This window comes from Caproiciproducens galactitolivorans (assembly GCF_029266045.1).
Classification (GTDB): domain Bacteria; phylum Bacillota; class Clostridia; order Oscillospirales; family Acutalibacteraceae; genus Caproiciproducens; species Caproiciproducens galactitolivorans.
Genome location: NZ_JAJUFJ010000011.1, coordinates 26,877 through 43,559, shown reverse-complemented (window position 1 = coordinate 43,559; position 16,683 = coordinate 26,877). Strand labels below are relative to the sequence as shown.

Annotated in this window: 14 protein-coding genes; 9 read left to right on the top strand and 5 right to left on the bottom strand. The window is 49.6% G+C overall.

Translation table 11 applies throughout. From position 1 onward, the window contains the following. The first annotated feature begins 9 nt into the window (after positions 1–9). Positions 10–699, top strand: coding sequence for a DUF975 family protein (locus P9B68_RS08860; RefSeq protein ID WP_135658879.1), 690 nt, complete (start codon positions 10–12; stop codon positions 697–699). Between the two features lie 152 nt (positions 700–851). Here the strand turns inward: P9B68_RS08860 and P9B68_RS08855 are convergent, their stop codons facing one another. Further along, a complete protein-coding gene (locus tag P9B68_RS08855) occupies positions 852–2,912 on the bottom strand; it encodes a sensor domain-containing diguanylate cyclase (RefSeq protein ID WP_277668872.1) in 2,061 nt (686 codons plus the stop codon). 358 nt (positions 2,913–3,270) lie between these two features. Next, complete coding sequence (locus P9B68_RS08850) at positions 3,271–4,674, bottom strand: uracil-xanthine permease family protein (protein WP_135658873.1); 1,404 nt, start codon at positions 4,672–4,674, stop codon at positions 3,271–3,273. A 257-nt stretch (positions 4,675–4,931) separates the two neighbouring features. Here P9B68_RS08850 and P9B68_RS08845 point away from each other — a divergent pair, with 257 nt between their 5' ends. The 3 genes from P9B68_RS08845 to P9B68_RS08835 all read left to right on the top strand — a co-directional run bounded on the left by P9B68_RS08845 (position 4,932) and on the right by P9B68_RS08835 (position 8,892). Then, positions 4,932–6,860 (top strand): fructose-1,6-bisphosphatase, encoded by a 1,929-nt coding sequence (locus tag P9B68_RS08845; protein WP_135658871.1) that lies wholly within the window; start codon positions 4,932–4,934, stop codon positions 6,858–6,860. Positions 6,861–6,871: 11 nt separating this feature from the next. Beyond that, positions 6,872–7,924 carry an A/G-specific adenine glycosylase gene (gene mutY, locus P9B68_RS08840; protein WP_277668871.1) on the top strand — a complete coding sequence of 351 codons (1,053 nt, stop codon included), beginning with the start codon at positions 6,872–6,874 and terminating at the stop codon, positions 7,922–7,924. 212 nt (positions 7,925–8,136) lie between these two features. Continuing rightward, positions 8,137–8,892 (top strand): SDR family NAD(P)-dependent oxidoreductase, encoded by a 756-nt coding sequence (locus P9B68_RS08835; protein WP_135658866.1) that lies wholly within the window; start codon positions 8,137–8,139, stop codon positions 8,890–8,892. Positions 8,893–9,025: 133 nt separating this feature from the next. Here the strand turns inward: P9B68_RS08835 and P9B68_RS08830 are convergent, their stop codons facing one another. After that, a complete protein-coding gene (locus P9B68_RS08830; protein WP_135658863.1) occupies positions 9,026–9,859 on the bottom strand; it encodes a Cof-type HAD-IIB family hydrolase in 834 nt (277 codons plus the stop codon). Between the two features lie 482 nt (positions 9,860–10,341). Between P9B68_RS08830 and P9B68_RS08825 the strand changes: the two genes are divergently transcribed. The 3 genes from P9B68_RS08825 (at position 10,342) to P9B68_RS08815 (ending at position 13,371) form a co-directional block, all read left to right on the top strand. Beyond that, the gene (locus P9B68_RS08825) at positions 10,342–11,052 is read left to right on the top strand and encodes a response regulator (RefSeq protein ID WP_135658861.1); all 711 of its coding nucleotides are present in this window, start codon (positions 10,342–10,344) and stop codon (positions 11,050–11,052) included. A gap of 167 nt (positions 11,053–11,219) precedes the next feature. After that, entirely contained in the window at positions 11,220–12,173 is a 954-nt protein-coding gene (locus P9B68_RS08820) for an L-lactate dehydrogenase (protein WP_135658860.1), read from the top strand. Positions 12,174–12,198: 25 nt separating this feature from the next. Then, positions 12,199–13,371 (top strand): NAD(P)-dependent malic enzyme, encoded by a 1,173-nt coding sequence (locus tag P9B68_RS08815; protein WP_135658858.1) that lies wholly within the window; start codon positions 12,199–12,201, stop codon positions 13,369–13,371. Positions 13,372–13,841: 470 nt separating this feature from the next. Here the strand turns inward: P9B68_RS08815 and P9B68_RS08810 are convergent, their stop codons facing one another. Beyond that, positions 13,842–15,539 carry a phospho-sugar mutase gene (locus tag P9B68_RS08810; protein WP_277668870.1) on the bottom strand — a complete coding sequence of 566 codons (1,698 nt, stop codon included), beginning with the start codon at positions 15,537–15,539 and terminating at the stop codon, positions 13,842–13,844. Positions 15,540–15,614: 75 nt separating this feature from the next. Beyond that, a complete protein-coding gene (locus P9B68_RS08805; RefSeq protein WP_135658852.1) occupies positions 15,615–16,079 on the bottom strand; it encodes a YfcE family phosphodiesterase in 465 nt (154 codons plus the stop codon). Between the two features lie 82 nt (positions 16,080–16,161). On the opposite strand from P9B68_RS08805, the gene P9B68_RS08800 reads away from it, so the two are divergent. Together P9B68_RS08800 and P9B68_RS08795 are read left to right on the top strand one after the other, a co-directional pair. Next, positions 16,162–16,332, top strand: a complete 171-nt coding sequence (locus P9B68_RS08800) for a hypothetical protein (protein WP_167875171.1) — start codon at positions 16,162–16,164, stop codon at positions 16,330–16,332. Next, positions 16,333–16,683 (top strand): hypothetical protein, encoded by a 351-nt coding sequence (locus P9B68_RS08795; protein WP_135658850.1) that lies wholly within the window; start codon positions 16,333–16,335, stop codon positions 16,681–16,683.

Sequence of the window (16,683 nt, the reverse complement as noted above, 5' to 3'; positions counted from 1 at the left end):
GGGATTTCTATGTGGAATAGAACCATTCTAAAATCGAACGCAAAAATTGCACTCACCGGGCGTTATTGGGTGGCTTTCGCTGTTTCGCTTCTGACAAGCCTGCTCGGCGGCGGGTACAGCTTTCTGACAAAAGGGATCCATATGGCTTGGACTTTACCTCCCTACGGAGATATTCTTCTTATGATATTCGTTTCCATGCCGTTTGTGATCGGCACCTGCCGTTTTTTTCTGCACAATCATTTCGGCGTGACGGATTTCGGAACGGTTTTCAGCGGTTTCCAATTGAATTATTCAAACGGCGTAGGCGCCATGTTTGTTACAAACCTTTTAATCGGCCTGTGGTCCCTTCTCCTTGTAGTTCCGGGAATTATAAAAGCTTTGGAATACACTATGGTTCCCTACCTGCTGGCGGACAATCCGTCCCTTCCGGGGAGCCGAGCGCGGGAAATCAGCCGCATGATGACCAACGGGGAAAAATGGAATATCCTTGTCCTTGAGCTTTCCTTCCTCGGCTGGTTCCTGCTCGGCACGCTTTGCTTAGGTGTCGGGATTCTGTTCGTCATTCCTTACTTTAACGCAACCATGACGGAGCTTTATATTTACCTGCGCGACCGCGCGATCCAGACAAACATGCTGAATCCGGCGGAGCTTGGCCTTGTCCAGCCTGCACAGGAATACCGGCAGCCCTATCAATACTAAAAAATTCCCTCCGGTTTTTGAACTGCTTCAGATTATGCGGATAGCACAAAAAGCCCCCTATGTAGTACTTTCATTTCCCTACATAAGGAGCTTTTGTCTATTGTCCATTTTTACTGGTTCGGTTCATTTTCGCCAGAGGGCTTTGTTTCGATTTACTGCGCCTCTTCCATTAACGCACCGGAATACAGGCGGTAGCTGTCTTTCCCGCTGTCCTTTGCGTCGTAAAGCGCTTCGTCCGCATGCCGGTACAACTCTGCAAACGTAGTGCCGTCATCCGGGAAAACCGCCCCGCCGACGCTGGCGGATACCTTATAGGTTCCGTCCTCGCCCGTATAGGCGTTGCGGAACACCTCGCAGATTTCCTTCATTTTCTGGCTCAGCAGTTCCCTGGAATCCAAATCTTTCATGAAAACGATGAATTCGTCGCCACCCGTCCTGCCGATCACATCGGTTGCGCGGAAAAGGGCCTTGATTTCCGCCGCCACTTTTTTCAGAACAGCGTCGCCGAAAATATGCCCCAGCATATCGTTAATGCTCTTGAAATTATCAATATCGATAATAATAAAGCCTTGTAAAAGCTTCCGGGAGCAATCCTTCAGATGCTTCTTGATTAGTGATTCCGCAGTTACCTTATTATAGAGCTGCGTCAATAAATCCATCTGGGATTTATTTTCAAGCTGCTGGATTTTCTTCTTCTGCCGATCCGTATCGGTAATGAGGCCGATTGCACGGTACGGTTTATTCTCCTTGTCGTACAGCGCCTTCACATTCACCGTGCACCAGATATACTTGCCGCTGATGTCTTTCATGCGCACGTCAACCGGCCCGGGCTGCTTCGATTGTAGAATGGAACGGAACAGGTCATCCATAATGATCTGGTCATCCGGATGGACCTGGCGGAATTTTGGAATTTCCGAATCCGGATGCTCCTCCACGGCGGAGAATCCGAATTTGTTGGTCCAGTAAACCGTGTGGTAGATTTGATTGAGAAGAATATCCCACTCAAAAACAACCTGATTCGTTTCTTCCATAATCAGCGCATAACGTGTCTCATTCAGCTTTAACACATCGGTATCCTCCTTAATTTTTTCAATTAAATGATTAAACGACGACGCCATTTCGGCGAATTCTCCTTTATATGTACCGGAAAGCTGGGTCTGATAATCCCCTTGTTCCACCTTTACAAACGCGGCGGACATATCCCGGATCGGGTTTAAAAAACGGTTGGCCGCTAAACAGGAAAAGCCGATCATCAGGATAATAAAAATCAACAGCAAGATTATGTAAATGTTAATTATGCGCCGGATGGGATGCAGAAGCTCCTCCTGTTTAACCGCGCTGACAACGATCCAGCGGTCCCCCGCCACACTAGAGTAATATCCACATTTGTTTTCCCCGTTGACGCTGTAAAAAATAGCACCACTCGGATGTTTCTCCAAATCCATCTTTTGAAGCTGTTGGTAAAAATCGCTGTTCCCGTTCATACATTTGATATTGTCGAGCGTGTTTCCGTCGGTATCCGTAAACTGTTCGCTCGCAATATTCCCCATGGGGTCGATAATAAAGGTTCGCCCGGTTTCCATAAACGCACGGCGGCAGATCTGATCAAAATACGTCATATCAATGGTGGACTGGATGAATCCCTCGTAATTGCTTCCGGAAAAAATCGGTACGGCTACTTCGAAATACTTATGCCCCTGTAAAAAAATCGGATTCTTCATAATATTGGATATATACATTTTATCCGCCGAAAGCTCACGCATATTTTCGCCAATCGTGGAACGCGTGCCGATAATCTCGCTGTCGTCGGAAGCAATGACGATATTTTCCCGGTTCACCAGACACGACCGCTTTACGTAATTTCCCCGAGAATTTCCATCGCGGATAGCCGTCTGCCTGGAGGTCATTGTTTTCAATATATTAATCGCCATTTGACGGTATGGTTCAAGCTCGCTCTCCGACCTTCCTTCGTTCGAAAAAAACAAAAGCTCTTTCACACCCGGTAGATCCGCCGTAACCTCCAGCGACGACTTTCTCTGCGCAAAAAACTGGTCGACAATATCCGCCGCCTGCGTGGCTTCGCTTTCGGCATTTTTCTGCAAAAACTCCGCCGTTTTACTCTGAAAGAGCGAGATACTTGATATCATAACCGTAAGCACGGGAACAATGGAAAAGGCAGCCAATAAAGAGATGAGATATTTCCGAATTTTCAAGCTTGCCTTCCCCCTTTTTTGCTTGTAAAAATTTGTAAGTTAATTATAGCAGATTATTCTCTTTATGCAATAGAAGAACGCTGTTATATTCACTAAAGATTCAATGGGCAGCTTTGGCGCAATCTACCAAAGATTTGTAACCAATACCAAAACGAAGCTCCCGTTTCCCTTCAATATTCCTCACATTTCGAACAATTTCTACATTGCTCCGCCATTTGTCATATTTGGACATTTGTTTATTTTCTTAACAAAAGTTTGCTTTCTTCTTTCTTTTACGGAGTCACAAAAGGGAGTTTCATAAACACAAATAAGAAAAAGGCGCCCGTTAAAACGGACGCCCTGAAAGCATTTTTTATTGTTAGTCCTCAGACTGTGCCTCGGGCTTCGGCCTGCCGATGTTCAAAAGTAGGTTCAGGAGAATACCGAAAATAGCCGCTGTCGCAATCGCCGGGAATTTTGCGCCGAACATGGGGATCATTCCGTCGGAAAACGCGAAGCTGCCGCCGATGCCGATAATCAAAACCGTAGCGATAACCGCGAGGTTGCGTGAATCGAACATATCGACTTTCTTACTGATCATAATGGTAATACCCTGCGAAGCGATAACGCCGAACAGGTAAATGGAAATGCCGCCGATTACCGCGTTCGGTATGGAGTAGACCGCTGCGGTCAGCGGTGTAAAGCAGGAAATAATCATGGTGATAATCGCCGCTGTAATCAGCATGGGCGTGGAAAAGTTATTCGTAATGGCCATGGTGCTCAGATTCTCGCCGTAGTTGGTGCCCGCCGGACCGCCGATTAAAGCGGAGATCATGTCGCCCAGGCCGTCGCCGACAAGGTTCAGGCCGAGCTTGTCCGAAATGGGGTACTTTTTGTCCGAGCCTTTCCGCCTTGCAAGATTATTGACGTAAATATCCAGCTGATATAGGTGCGCGGTGGATTCCGGAATCGTTGCGATTGCAATCGGCATAATGGCCGCGACCGCCGCCCAATCTGCCTTCGGCAAGGTAAAATGGGGAAGCGCAAAGCCAATTGCGGGAATGGAAAAGAGCGTTTGCGTTTCCGGGATTTTATTGAAATCACAGAAAGGGATATGGTTGACAGCACCGAGAATCAGAGCCAAGACATATCCCGTCAGAAGCCCTAGAAGAATCGGAATCTGACCCCAGGTGCCTTTCAAATATACGGAAAACAGGATAGTAGCAAGCAGCGTAACAATACAGATCGTCCAGGAAAGATTTAGTGCCAGCGCCTTGGAAGCCTCGGAAACCCCGTTCGGAAGGTTGACCGGATCGCCCAGCGCGGTTCCGGCAAGGGAAAGGCCGATCACCAGGGCGATGCTGCCGGTGATGGTTGCAGGCAGAACCTTTTCAATCGCTTCCTGCCCGAATTGCTTAATAATCAGGCCCGCCGCAATGGAAACAAGGCCGGAAAGCACGATTCCGAACTGCGCGGCGGCAATCTTGTCGTCCGCAACTGGTCCGGCGAACGCTTTCGCGCCCGTAATGGAACAGATCGCAGTAATATAGGAAAAGCTGGAGCCGTAGAACAAAGGGATTTGTCTCCCCGTAATCAGGATAAATCCAATGGTGGCAAGCCCGCTGGCAAATATCGTGGTGGACACATGAAAGCCGGTCAGAAGCGCTACCAGTACGGTTGCCGGGAACATGACGATGATCTGCTGGAAGGCGAACAGCAGGAGTTTAAAAAAAGGCGGCCTTTCATCAGGCAGATAGCCCGTTACGGTTTGTTTGGTTGACAAAAAATATCCCTCCGTATTATACTAATTATTTTTTTGCATTCTTTTTATTATATCCCATATTTCAACATAATGCAACTCTTTATCCGCTTTCATTCATTAATATTTTACATCATGATCATTGATTTTCTTTTTGAAATAGTCTAAACTATAAGGTAAGAATGACAAAATATACAAGAATCTCAATATATTATTGTTACAAACGCATCTAAACTCTATCAGCGTCCCCTGAAGCTGAATAAAATGAGGAGGTAAATTTCATGATTGACGAGCGATACTTAAAGCTTCTGGCAAAGGATTACCCGAACGCACAGGCCGCCGCGTCCGAAATCATCAACCTCAGAGCCATTCTCAGCCTGCCAAAGGGTACAGAGTATTTTTTCAGCGACCTGCATGGAGAACAACAAGCGTTTCTTTATCAACTGAAAAGCGCTTCGGGCGTTGTACGAAAAAAAATCGACGAGCTGTTCGAGCAGTCCATGTCGGAAGGCGAGCGCACCGCTCTGGCCAAACTGATTTATTACCCTGAAACCGAATATCCCAAAAAGAGGAAGCAGGAGCAGGATTTTGACGACTGGTGCCGCATCACCATCTACCGTCTAGTGGAGGTGTGCAGGGAAGCCGCTTCCAAGTACACGCGTTCAAAAGTCCGGAAAAAGCTGCCTGAAAGCTTCGCGTATATCATCGACGAGCTGCTCCACGCGGACTGCAGCAACAAGCCGCACTACCACAGCGAAATTATCCGTTCTATTGTTGCAACGCGCATGAGCGAAGAATTCATCACCGCCCTGTGCCACTTAATTCAGCAGCTTTTGATTGATAAACTACATATTATCGGCGATATTTATGACCGCGGACCGCGCGCCGACGCCATTATGGACGCGCTAATCAACTGCCACGACGTCGATATCCAGTGGGGCAACCACGACATTTCCTGGATGGGTGCCGCCGCCGGGAACTGGGCTTGCATCGCCAACGTAATCCGGCTTGGCATCAGCTACAATACGTTTGACCTTCTGGAGGACGGCTACGGAATCAACCTGCGCCCGCTGTCCGTTTTTGCGGAGCAGACTTACCGCGACGACCCGTGCGAAGTCTTTATCCCGCATATTCTGGACGAAAACCAGTACGACCCGGTCGACATCCCTCTGGCCGCAAAAATGCACAAGGCCATGGCGATTATCCAGTTCAAGGTGGAGGGGCAGCTGATTAAGAAACATCCGGAATACGGAATGGATGATCGTATCCTTCTCGATAAAATCGACTTTAAAAAGGGAACCATCAAGCTTGATGGAAAGGAATATCCTTTGCGCGACAACCTGTTCCCCACCGTAGACCCCAACAACCCGCTAGAGCTTACGAAAGCCGAGACCGAGCTGATGAAAACCATCACCGCTTCGTTCTGCCACAGCGAACGGCTTCATAAGCATATCCGCTTCTTATATTCCCACGGCAGCATGTACCTGCGCATCAACGGTAACCTGCTTTACCACGGCTGCATCCCGCTGACGGAAGACGGCCGGCTGGACGTCATCAAATCGTTCGGAACAAACCATTCCGGACGCGAATATCTGGAATTCCTCGACGGTGTGGCGCGAAACGCCTATTTTGCGCCCTGCGGTTCCGCCGAAAAAGAAAATGCGAAAGATATGATGTGGTACTTGTGGTGCGGTGCGAAATCGCCGCTGTTCGGCAAAGAAAAGCTCTCCACCTTCGAACGCTATTTCATCGAAGACAAGGAAACGCATTATGAGAAAATGAATCCATATTACACCCATATTGAACACCGTTCCGCCTGCGAAATGATATTAAGGGAATTCGGCCTTGACCCCGAAACGTCCCATATTATCAACGGCCATGTGCCGGTCAAGGCAGGCGAAAACCCGGTCAAGGGCGACGGGCTTCTGTTTATGATCGACGGAGGTATTTCCAAGGCGTACCAATCGCAGACGGGAATCGGGGGGTACACCTTCATCTTCAACTCGCGCTATCTGGCGCTGGCGGAACATAAACCGCTGAAAACCGGATGCTGCGTAGAGGAAAATTCACCGAAGGTCATGGTTGTGGAAGCAATTAAAAAGCGTGTGACCGTTGCGGATACGGACAATGGCGCCGACCTAAGCCGGCAGATTGAAGAACTGGACGCACTGCTTCAGGCTTACCGAAGCGGTACAATCAAAGAAAAATAAAAGGACGGTTCATGGAAAATCAACTTACGAAAATCGTGCAGCCTCTGCTTTGCTGGTACGCGGAAAACGCAAGGGCCCTCCCGTGGCGGGACGACCCCACGCCGTACCGTGTATGGGTTTCCGAAATTATGCTTCAGCAGACACGGGTTAAGGCTGTGAAACCTTATTTTGAACGTTTTCTGTCCGAGCTGCCCACGATTTCCTCGCTTGCAGACGCGCCGGAGGAACAGCTCTTAAAATTGTGGGAGGGGCTGGGCTATTACAGCCGCGTGCGCAACCTGCAAAAGGCGGCGCGGGTTGTTATGAAAAATTACGGCGGCGTTCTTCCCAAAAAGCCGGAGGAACTGCTCCGGCTTCCCGGAATCGGGGAATACACCGCCGGGGCAGTCGCCTCTATCGCCTACGGCGAGCCCGTTCCCGCAGTGGACGGCAACGTTCTGCGCGTCATCGCGCGCGTGACGGGTGACCGGTCAAATATTAGTGAAACCGCCGTAAAGCGTGAATTTGCGGACAGGTTAAGAAAAATCTATCCGAAAAAGCAGGCTGGGACGTTTACCCAGTCCCTGATGGAGCTGGGGGCAACGGTCTGCCTTCCAAACGCCGAACCGAAATGCGGGGAATGCCCGCTTTCTTCGCTCTGCACCGCACATTCGCTGGGGGCGCAGCGGGAGCTGCCCATAAAAGCTGCAAAAAAGCAGCGGAAAATCGAAGAGCGGACGGTTTTCCTGCTTCTTCACGAAGGCAGGGCAGCGCTTCAAAAGCGGCCGGGCAAAGGGCTTTTAGGCGGGCTCTGGGAATTTCCGAATGTTTTGGGCAAGCTTTCTCCACAGGAAGCGGCAGAACAGTTGAAAATCTTGGGCGTTACGGCGGAAAAGATCGTACCGATCGCCCCTTCCAAGCATATTTTTTCCCATATCGAATGGCATATGACCAACTACCTTGTCCCCATCGCATTGCCGGAAACGCAGGCCTTCGTTTGGGCGGGGCAGCGGGAGCTTGCGGAAACGTACAGCATACCGGCCGCGTTTGGGAAGTGCCTTGCCTATTTTATGCGGACACAGTAAAAATCCTGTAAAAACGGAAAGGCCGCCATCCGGTGCAGTCCGGCATGACGGTCTTCTGAATAGTTGTATTGCGTGGCTATTTTCCTCTTCCTCTTTTTCGTTTGTAGTATAGCACAAATTATTTTAATAAACAATGAATAAATTATGAACAATGCAAGTTTTTTGAGTTTATTTTGAAAGTAGAGCAATAAGAAGCCGAAAAAGGAGATTGTATGAAAGTATTGATTACAGGCGCCAGTTCCGGGATCGGGCGCGACATAGCCGCTGTGCTGAGCGAACAGGGTTTTGATCTGATTCTAGTCGCGCGCCGGCTGGAACGGCTGGAGCAGGTAAAGAACGAATTAAAAACCAACGTAAAAATCATCTGCGCCGACTTGTCCAACGCCGCCGCGTGCATCCAGCTTTACGAACAGGTAAAGGGCGAGCACATTGATATCCTAATCAATAACGCGGGTTTTGGCGTTTTCGGCGCGTTCGACGAAACCGACCTGCAAAGGGAGCTTCGGATGATCGATACGAATGTCCGGGCGGTGCATATCCTGACAAAGCTTTTCCTGCGGGATTTCAAAGCGCGGAATTCCGGCTATATTCTGAATGTTGCGTCCGCGGCCGCTTTCCAGCCCGGTCCGCTTCTGTCGTCCTATTACGCGACAAAAGCGTATGTCCTCCGGTTGACGCAGGCAGTTTACGAGGAGCTTCGGCGCGCGGGCAGCAAGGTACGCATCTGTGCGCTCTGCCCCGGCCCCGTCCGGACGGAGTTCGACGAGGTTGCCGACGTAAAATTCAGCGTAAAAGGGCTGGAAAGCCGGTATGTTGCCGAATACGCTATCCGCAAAATGTTCCGGGGAAAGCTGGTTATTGTTCCGGGAATAACCATGAAACTCGCCCACGGATTCGGAAGGTTCCTGCCGGACAAACAGCTTTTGAAAGTTGCCTACCACATGCAGAAGCGCAAAAGCGGAAAATAGGCGGGTTGCCGTCCTGCAACGAAACCGGTGGAAATAACCGTATGAATAATGCGCCTTGAAACAGCTTTACCGGCTGAATCGAGGCGCATTTTTATGTATTTGGAAAAACTTCCTTTATGTTACATCCCCGGGCTTATGCTTTAATTCCCGCCAGCTTTTCCAAAGCGTAGGGAATACCGTCCTCGTCGTTTGAGAGCGTTACGAAGTCGGCAGCCTTCTTTGCCGCGTCGCAGCCGTTTTGCATGGCGACGCCGCATCCGGCGAATGCAAGCATCTTAAGGTCATTGGTTTCATCACCAAATGCAATGACCTCTTCCGCTTTAATGCCCAACCTTTCGCAGAGATGCCGAAGGGCGTCCCCCTTATTTGTGGTGGCACCGTTGATTTCAAGGTTATTGTTGAACGAGGACGTCAGGGCAAACTCATTGGTTTCGCTGAGCTTGTTCCAGATTTTCTCCCGCACCTCCGGTTCCATGAAAGGAACATTGATTTTTTCCAGCCTTCTTTTCCCCTTTTTCAGAAATTCCGGCAGATCATCTACGGCAATTTGTTTTTTCAGAAACATATCGACATAAAGCTGCGGATAATCTTTAAAGGTTGAAACCAGGTCAAGCTGGCTTTTTTGCACATAGGAGTCTCCGCCGGTATAGGCTTCCACCAGCACATTGCAGCCCATCAGGTATTTTACCAAGCGGCCGGATTGTTCTTCGGTCATCAGGTTCTCGTAAATCACGGTGTCGTTTTCCAAATCCACAACCGTTGCACCATTTGCCGTGATTGCATACCGGATGGAGCCAACTTCCAGAATCTGGTCGGGGATCAGATTGCGTACGCGCCCGGTCGCCGGAACGATGTGTATTCCGCGCTGCGCTGCGGCCCGTAAAACCCGGGTGGTTTTCGGCGACATGGTTTTATCTGTTTTTAACGAGGTGCCATCCATATCCAGCGCAATCAGCTTAATGTTCAATGTATTTTCCCCCTGTGTTTTTCTTAATTCTTATTTATTATACCATGGTCCGCCCACAAGGGAAACGGCTTTCCGAATTTACTTGTCCCCAAAATTACATTTTATTCCAAATATACAATATACACAGAAATTCTTAACGTTTTCTTTATGGTTTTGCCCTTTCTTTCTTTAAATAACCTGTGATATAATATATGCGAATACCGTAATTTTTTAATAAACTATGATACTGGCGGGAAGTGATTGGAATCAGAGAATTGAACAGGGGTCGGGTTCATGCTACGGCAAGTGTTCCGGTATGCAGATTAAAGGACGCTTTAACCTGCATAACCAAGCCGAAAGGAGTTGTCCCTATCTCCATTTTGATTGCAAACCGCAGTCCGCTTGCAAAAAGGGATCCATGACACAAAAAGCAAAGGAAAACAAAGCAGGCGATAATGGAGCGGGAACGGAAATATAGCTGCCGCTGAGGGGAGCTGAATAAGATGACGAGCAAAGCTTCAGTTTTAATTGTTGAGGACGAGGCCGCCGTAAGCGATCATATTGCTGCCGTACTGGCCGCCGACAATTATCGTCCGCTCAAAGCCGAAACCGGTGCTTTTGCCTTATCGATGGTTTCGTCACATTGTCCGGATGTTATCCTCTTGAATTTAGGCCTTCCCGATATGGACGGAATGGAAGTTCTGAAAGCCGTTCGGAAATGGTCTGGAATTCCGATTATTATCGTGTCTGCACGGGGAAATGAAAAAACAAAGGTTCAGGCGCTTGACTCGGGCGCTGACGACTATATTACAAAGCCGTTCGGCACAGCCGAATTACTTGCCCGAATCCGCACCGCGATCCGTCATGGCATGAAAATGGAATCCGGCGAAGATCTTCCCGGCGGGGTTTACCGCAGGGGTGGTCTGTTCATCGATTTCGAAAGGCATCTTGTCACCGTAGACGGCAGGGACGTACATCTGACGCCGATTGAATTCAAAATCGTATCGCTGGTTGCAAGTCACGCGGGCAATGTACTTACGTATTCGCACATTATTCACCACGTCTGGGGAAATTTTGCGCAAAGTGACCACCAGATTCTGCGGGTAAACATGGCCAATATCCGCAGAAAAATCGAACAGGACCCAGCACATCCAAGGTACATCCAAACCGTAGCCGGGGTCGGCTACCGCATGAGCGTGAGCGGAAAAATGTGATCTTACTTTTTTTTGTGCAAATTATTGTAAAAATATGCGTTATTTTTTTAACACTAGTTCTTTTATTTCGCTTGTAATGAAATTTAGCATAATTTATCCATTTCGTTACTTTCGGCATTTAAACGCTCTATTGGGAAATTTTACATTTTCAAGTCGGAGGGATTGTTATGAAAAAAGGGACGAAAATCAGCATTTTAGGTGCGGGCAACGTTGGCGCAACCATCGCATACACCCTTACGGTAAGCGGTGTCGCTTCTGAAATCGTACTGGTCGATATCAATCAAAACAAAGCAAAGGGCGAAGCAATGGATATTATCCAGGGCACCGCACTATGCCCGCCGGTCAACATCTATGCCGGTGATTACTGCGACATCAAGAATTCCGACATTGTCATCGTCACACTGGGCAGCGCCCGCAAACCAGGTCAGACTCGGATCGACCTTGCACAGGGGAACGTCAACATTATCAAGAGCGTTATGCCAGACGCGGTTCGTTACGCGCCGGACGCGATTTATGTCGTTGTAAGCAATCCGGTCGACATCATCACTTATACGATCATGAAAGTGACGGGTCTTCCGGAATCCCATGTAATTGGTTCCGGCACTCTGCTTGATTCCGCCCGCCTGCGCGAAATCATCGCCAGCAAAATCGAAATCAGCCCCAAAAACGTTCACGCGGATGTTTTTGGCGAGCATGGCGATTCTTCCATGGTTCCGTGGTCCCTCGCCAGCATTGGCGGCATGCCGCTGAACCACTATCTTAACGCAATGAAGGCAAAAAATCCGGACTTCCCGGGTCTTGACCTTGACCAGATCGTGGAAGATGTACATACCTCCGGCGGACAGGTTATCAAGCTGAAGGGCGCCACCTTCTATGCCATCGCACTTTCGGCGCGCCATATCTGCACCTGCATCCTCCGCAACACCAACACCGTTGTCACCTGCTCCGGCATGCTGCACGGCGCTTACGGCATTAACGACGTGTGCCTGAGCCTACCGTACATTATCAACGCGCGGGGTGCAGCGCCGATGGAGGTGCCCGATCTGACTGCTGAGGAACAGGAAAAATTCGTCCATAGTGCAAACGTATTGAAGGAAACTATTTCGTCTCTCAATATTTAATTTGTTTTGAAAGGAATGTATATTCATGGATTACGCACAGGAATCGCTGAAAAAGCATTACGAATGGAACGGTAAAATCGAAATGATTTGCCGCGCACCGCTAAAGACCCGCGAGGATCTTTCCCTTGCCTATACTCCGGGCGTAGCGCAGCCCTGCCTGGAGATTCAGAAGGACGTTAACAAGAGCTTTGAGCTGACCCGCCGTTCCAATCTGGTGGCAGTTGTAACCGACGGCACCGCAGTTCTCGGATTGGGCGACATTGGCCCGGAAGCCGGCATGCCGGTTATGGAAGGTAAATGCGCGTTATTCAAGACCTTTGGTGATGTGGACGCGATCCCTCTTTGCGTTCGATCCAAAGATGTGGACGAAATCGTCAACACGATCCGTCTGCTCGCAGGAAGTTTCGGCGGCATTAACCTGGAGGATATCTCCGCACCCCGCTGTTTTGAAATTGAAAGAAAGTTAAAAGCCTGCTGCGACATTCCGATTTTCCACGACGACCAGCACGGCACCGCCGTTGTAACCCTTGCCGCCATGCTCAACGCGCTGAAGCTGACCGGCAAGAAACTGGACGAAATCCGCGTTGTTACCTCGGGCGCGGGCGCGGCCGGCATCGCAATTATTAAACTCTTGATCGCGCTCGGCCTGAAGGACGTTATCATGTGTGACCGCCATGGCGCGATTTACCAGGGACGTGACGGCCTGAATAAAGAGAAAGAGGAAATGGCCGCGATCACCAACCACGAAAAGCGCAGCGGAAGCCTTGCGGACATGCTCAAGGGTGCCGACGTATTCATCGGCGTTTCCGCTCCGAACTGCGTAACGGCGGAAATGGTCAAGAGCATGAACAAGGACCCGATCCTGTTCCCGATGGCAAACCCGACTCCGGAAATCATGCCGGACATTGCCCTCGCCGCAGGCGCAGCCGTTGTTGGCACGGGCCGCAGCGACTTCCCCAACCAGATCAACAACGTTCTGGCGTTCCCTGGCATCTTCCGCGGTGCGCTTGACGTACGCGCAAGCGACATCAACGACGAAATGAAGATTGCGGCAGCGTATGCAATCGCCGGATTTGTTTCCGACGACAAGCTTTCTGCCGATTACATCATTCCGAGCGCCCTCGACCGCAATGTTGCTTCCGCCGTTGCAAAGGCAGTTGCCGAAGCTGCCCGCAAATCCGGCGTGGCAAGAATCTAATTCCTCTACGGATAAAACAATCCAGTCCCGTCCTTCCTTGCGGAAGGGCGGGGCTGTTTTTTATATTATAAAAACATGAAAGATTCTTGCTTTCCCCGTATTCGCTTTATAAAATAAACACGCTGAAAATGCACCGAAAGCGCGTTGAGAAAGCTTGTTTGCCGCAACGAATGGTCGAGCGGAAAAGGGAAAAACCCGACGCAAAATAGAGCGCCTCAGAGCCCCCTAATGCCGGATATTTCGTATTCTAATAGCTAATTTTTTGTAGAAAATTCAAAAAAAGAGGTTAAGGAAGATTCCCTAACCTCTTGTTCTTACAGATTATACAGACCTTACCATCCAACGGATGGTATGCAAAAATGCATGGCGCTAATTCCAATATATCGCGCGAACCTCGATTGTTCTGTGCTGTATAACTATAGATAGAATAGCACATACAAACTTGTTTGTCAATACTCTTTTGCTATTTTTTATTGAATTCCAAAAACTACCGGCGCTGCTTCTTTCAGCTTTTCAATCAGCTCTTCCGCAGCCGCCTTTTCCTTGCTCTTCGCAGAAATATAGATCTTGATTTTGGGTTCGGTTCCGCTGGGACGTACCGTCAGCTTGCTTCCGTTTTCCAGCCGGTATTCCAGCACATTGGACTTCGGCAGCTTGATTTCGCTTATCTTGCCCGCGTCGCAGCGCTTGGAAGCTTCGTAATCGCTCCAGCCGGCCACCTTTACGCCAGCAATTTCCGCCGGCACATTTTCGCGCAGGTTCTGCATAATCCGGGCCATCCGCTTCATGCCCTCTTCGCCCTCAAAGGCAAAATTCAGCAGCGCGTTTTCGTAGTAGCCGTATTTGTGATAGAGCGCTTCCATCGCGTCTACCAGGGTCATGCCCTTCTGCTTATAAGCATAAGCCATCTGGCAGATGAGCATGCTTGCGTTTACCGCGTCCTTGTCGCGGACATAACTGCCGGAAAGATAGCCATAGCTTTCTTCAAATCCAAAAATATAACGGTCGGCTTCGCCCTTTGCCTCCAGCAGGCCAATCTGGTCGCCGATATACTTGAAACCGGTAAGCACACGCACCATGTCTATGCCGTAGTCCTTCGCAACCGCGTCCGCCATATCGGTGCTGACGATGGTTGTCACCGCAACCGGATTCTTTGGCAGAGTGCCATTGTCCCTGCGGTGGCGGGCGATAAAGTCGAGCAGGAGCACGCCGACTTCGTTGCCGCTCATCAGTACGAATTTCCCGTTCTGGTTTACCGCGATTCCGCAGCGATCGCAGTCCGGGTCGGTTGCAAGCAACAGATCCGGCTGTACCTTTTCGCAAAGATCCAATCCCTTCTGCAGCGCCTCTTTGATTTCGGGATTCGGGAACGGGCAGGTTTTAAAGGTTCCGTCCGGATATTCCTGTTCCGGAACAACAGTAACATCCTGAATGCCGATTAAGCTCATCATACGGGTTACACAGACAAGCCCCGTGCCGTTCAGCGGCGTGTACACCACTTTCAGGTTGGAGCAGTCGTCCTTCAGAACTCTCTGCTTAAGCACATCACTCAGGAATGCGTGGATTACTTCATCCTTAATATACTCAATCATGCCGTTTTTCAGACCGTCGTCAAAAGTGATGCGTTTAACGTCCTCAAAAATATCCAAGCTGTTAATTTCACTCAGAACTTCGTCCGCCATCTCCAGCGTAATCTGGCAGCCATCGCTTCCGTAAACTTTGTACCCGTTGTATTTGGCGGGATTATGGCTTGCTGTAACGCAGATGCCCGCATCGCATTTTAAGTGACGAACCGCGTAGGAAAGCGTTGGGGTCGGTGAAAGCTTCGGATAAATATACGCTTTAATACCGTTTGCCGCCAGGACCGCCGCGCTCTGCTTTGCGAACACGTCGGACTTTATGCGGCTGTCGTACGCAATTGCAACCGACGGATTTCTACCGTGCTTGTTCAGATAATTCGCAAGTCCCTGGGTTGCCTTGCGGACGGTATAAACATTCATCCTGTTGGTTCCCGCGCCGATTACGCCGCGAAGCCCGCCTGTTCCAAATTCCAAATTGCGGTAAAATCTATCGTTTATCTCATCCGGCTGGTCCTTTATACTTTTCAACTCTTCCGTCAAATCGGAGTCGTCCAGCTCCATACGGAGCCATCTTTCAAATTCAGACATAGAGACATCCCTTTCCTCATGAGATTTTTTGCTTATCAACAACTAAAGATTACCATTTGTTTTACCAGGTGTCAATCAAATTTTCAGGATATTGGTCACAACACCGGCGGCGGATAGGTCGATTATTCCATATGTTCCCCTGGATCCATGCAGGCTGCCGGGGTTCATCAGATACAGCCCGTCCTCGTAATCGGTCAGCGCATCATGGGTATGGCCGAACAGGACAATATCCGCTTTCCGTTCGCGCGCCGCCATGGTAATATTATACAATCCGTATTTTACATTGTATGTATACCCATGGGTATATAGAATGTGCTTGCCGCAAAGGGTAATTTCCCCTTCGTTCGGCAGCGTACTGCTCCAGTCGCAATTCCCGCGGACAAGCAGAAACATTTTTTCAGGAAAACTGTCTTTCATTTGCAACGCTTCGTCGGCACCGTCGCCAAGATGGATAACCACTTCGGCGGAGGGCTGGCTTAAAATCGCCTGCCGAAGATTTGCTTCGTCCCGGTGCGTATCCGAGACCACTAATATTCGCATGAACAAAACCTCCAGATGATTCGCGGCCCGTGGCCGTCATATATTAAACTCCCGTATCATACAATGATAGCGGGGTGATTGTATGCAAAGCAAGGAGGAAAACCAAAAGCTCCTGCAAAGTCTTCTCAAGCAGCTCAGCCCGGAAGACAAAAAGAAGCTTGACAGTATTTTATCGGATAAAACACAGGTTGAAAAAATATTAAGCACGCCGCAGGCGCAAGAGATGATGAAGAAATTCAAGGGAGGAAAATAAATGGATGATCTTGCCGCGAAGCTCGGCGAGCTGCTGAACAATCCCGGCAGTCTGGAAAAGCTGAAGAGCCTTGCCGGGCTTCTGGGCGGCGCGGTACAAGAACAGCCGCCCCCTGCGCCGGAGGAACCGGCGCAGGGGGGCTCCCCGGGAATTGATACGGAAGTCCTGCAAATGGTTACGAGAATTATGCCGTTGCTGTCCAACTTCCGGCAGGAAGACGACAACACACGGCTGCTGCGCGCCCTGCGGCCGCTTTTAAGCCCGGCGCGCCAAAAAAAGCTGGACGAATCCATTAAAATCCTTCAACTGGTCCGGTTGCTACCGCTGCTAAGAAGCAGCGGTATTCTCTGA

Bases quoted from the DNA above. Each gene is read 5' to 3' on its own strand.
- P9B68_RS08825 (WP_135658861.1), top strand. From the start codon at position 10,342: ATGACGAGCAAAGCTTCAGTTTTAATTGTTGAGGACGAGGCCGCCGTA.
- P9B68_RS08820 (WP_135658860.1), top strand. From the start codon at position 11,220: ATGAAAAAAGGGACGAAAATCAGCATTTTAGGTGCGGGCAACGTTGGC.
- P9B68_RS08835 (WP_135658866.1), top strand. From the start codon at position 8,137: ATGAAAGTATTGATTACAGGCGCCAGTTCCGGGATCGGGCGCGACATA.
- P9B68_RS08810 (WP_277668870.1), bottom strand. From the start codon at position 15,539: ATGTCTGAATTTGAAAGATGGCTCCGTATGGAGCTGGACGACTCCGAT.
- P9B68_RS08860 (WP_135658879.1), top strand. From the start codon at position 10: ATGTGGAATAGAACCATTCTAAAATCGAACGCAAAAATTGCACTCACC.
- P9B68_RS08795 (WP_135658850.1), top strand. From the start codon at position 16,333: ATGGATGATCTTGCCGCGAAGCTCGGCGAGCTGCTGAACAATCCCGGC.
- mutY (WP_277668871.1), top strand. From the start codon at position 6,872: ATGGAAAATCAACTTACGAAAATCGTGCAGCCTCTGCTTTGCTGGTAC.
- P9B68_RS08815 (WP_135658858.1), top strand. From the start codon at position 12,199: ATGGATTACGCACAGGAATCGCTGAAAAAGCATTACGAATGGAACGGT.
- P9B68_RS08845 (WP_135658871.1), top strand. From the start codon at position 4,932: ATGATTGACGAGCGATACTTAAAGCTTCTGGCAAAGGATTACCCGAAC.
- P9B68_RS08800 (WP_167875171.1), top strand. From the start codon at position 16,162: ATGCAAAGCAAGGAGGAAAACCAAAAGCTCCTGCAAAGTCTTCTCAAG.
- P9B68_RS08805 (WP_135658852.1), bottom strand. From the start codon at position 16,079: ATGCGAATATTAGTGGTCTCGGATACGCACCGGGACGAAGCAAATCTT.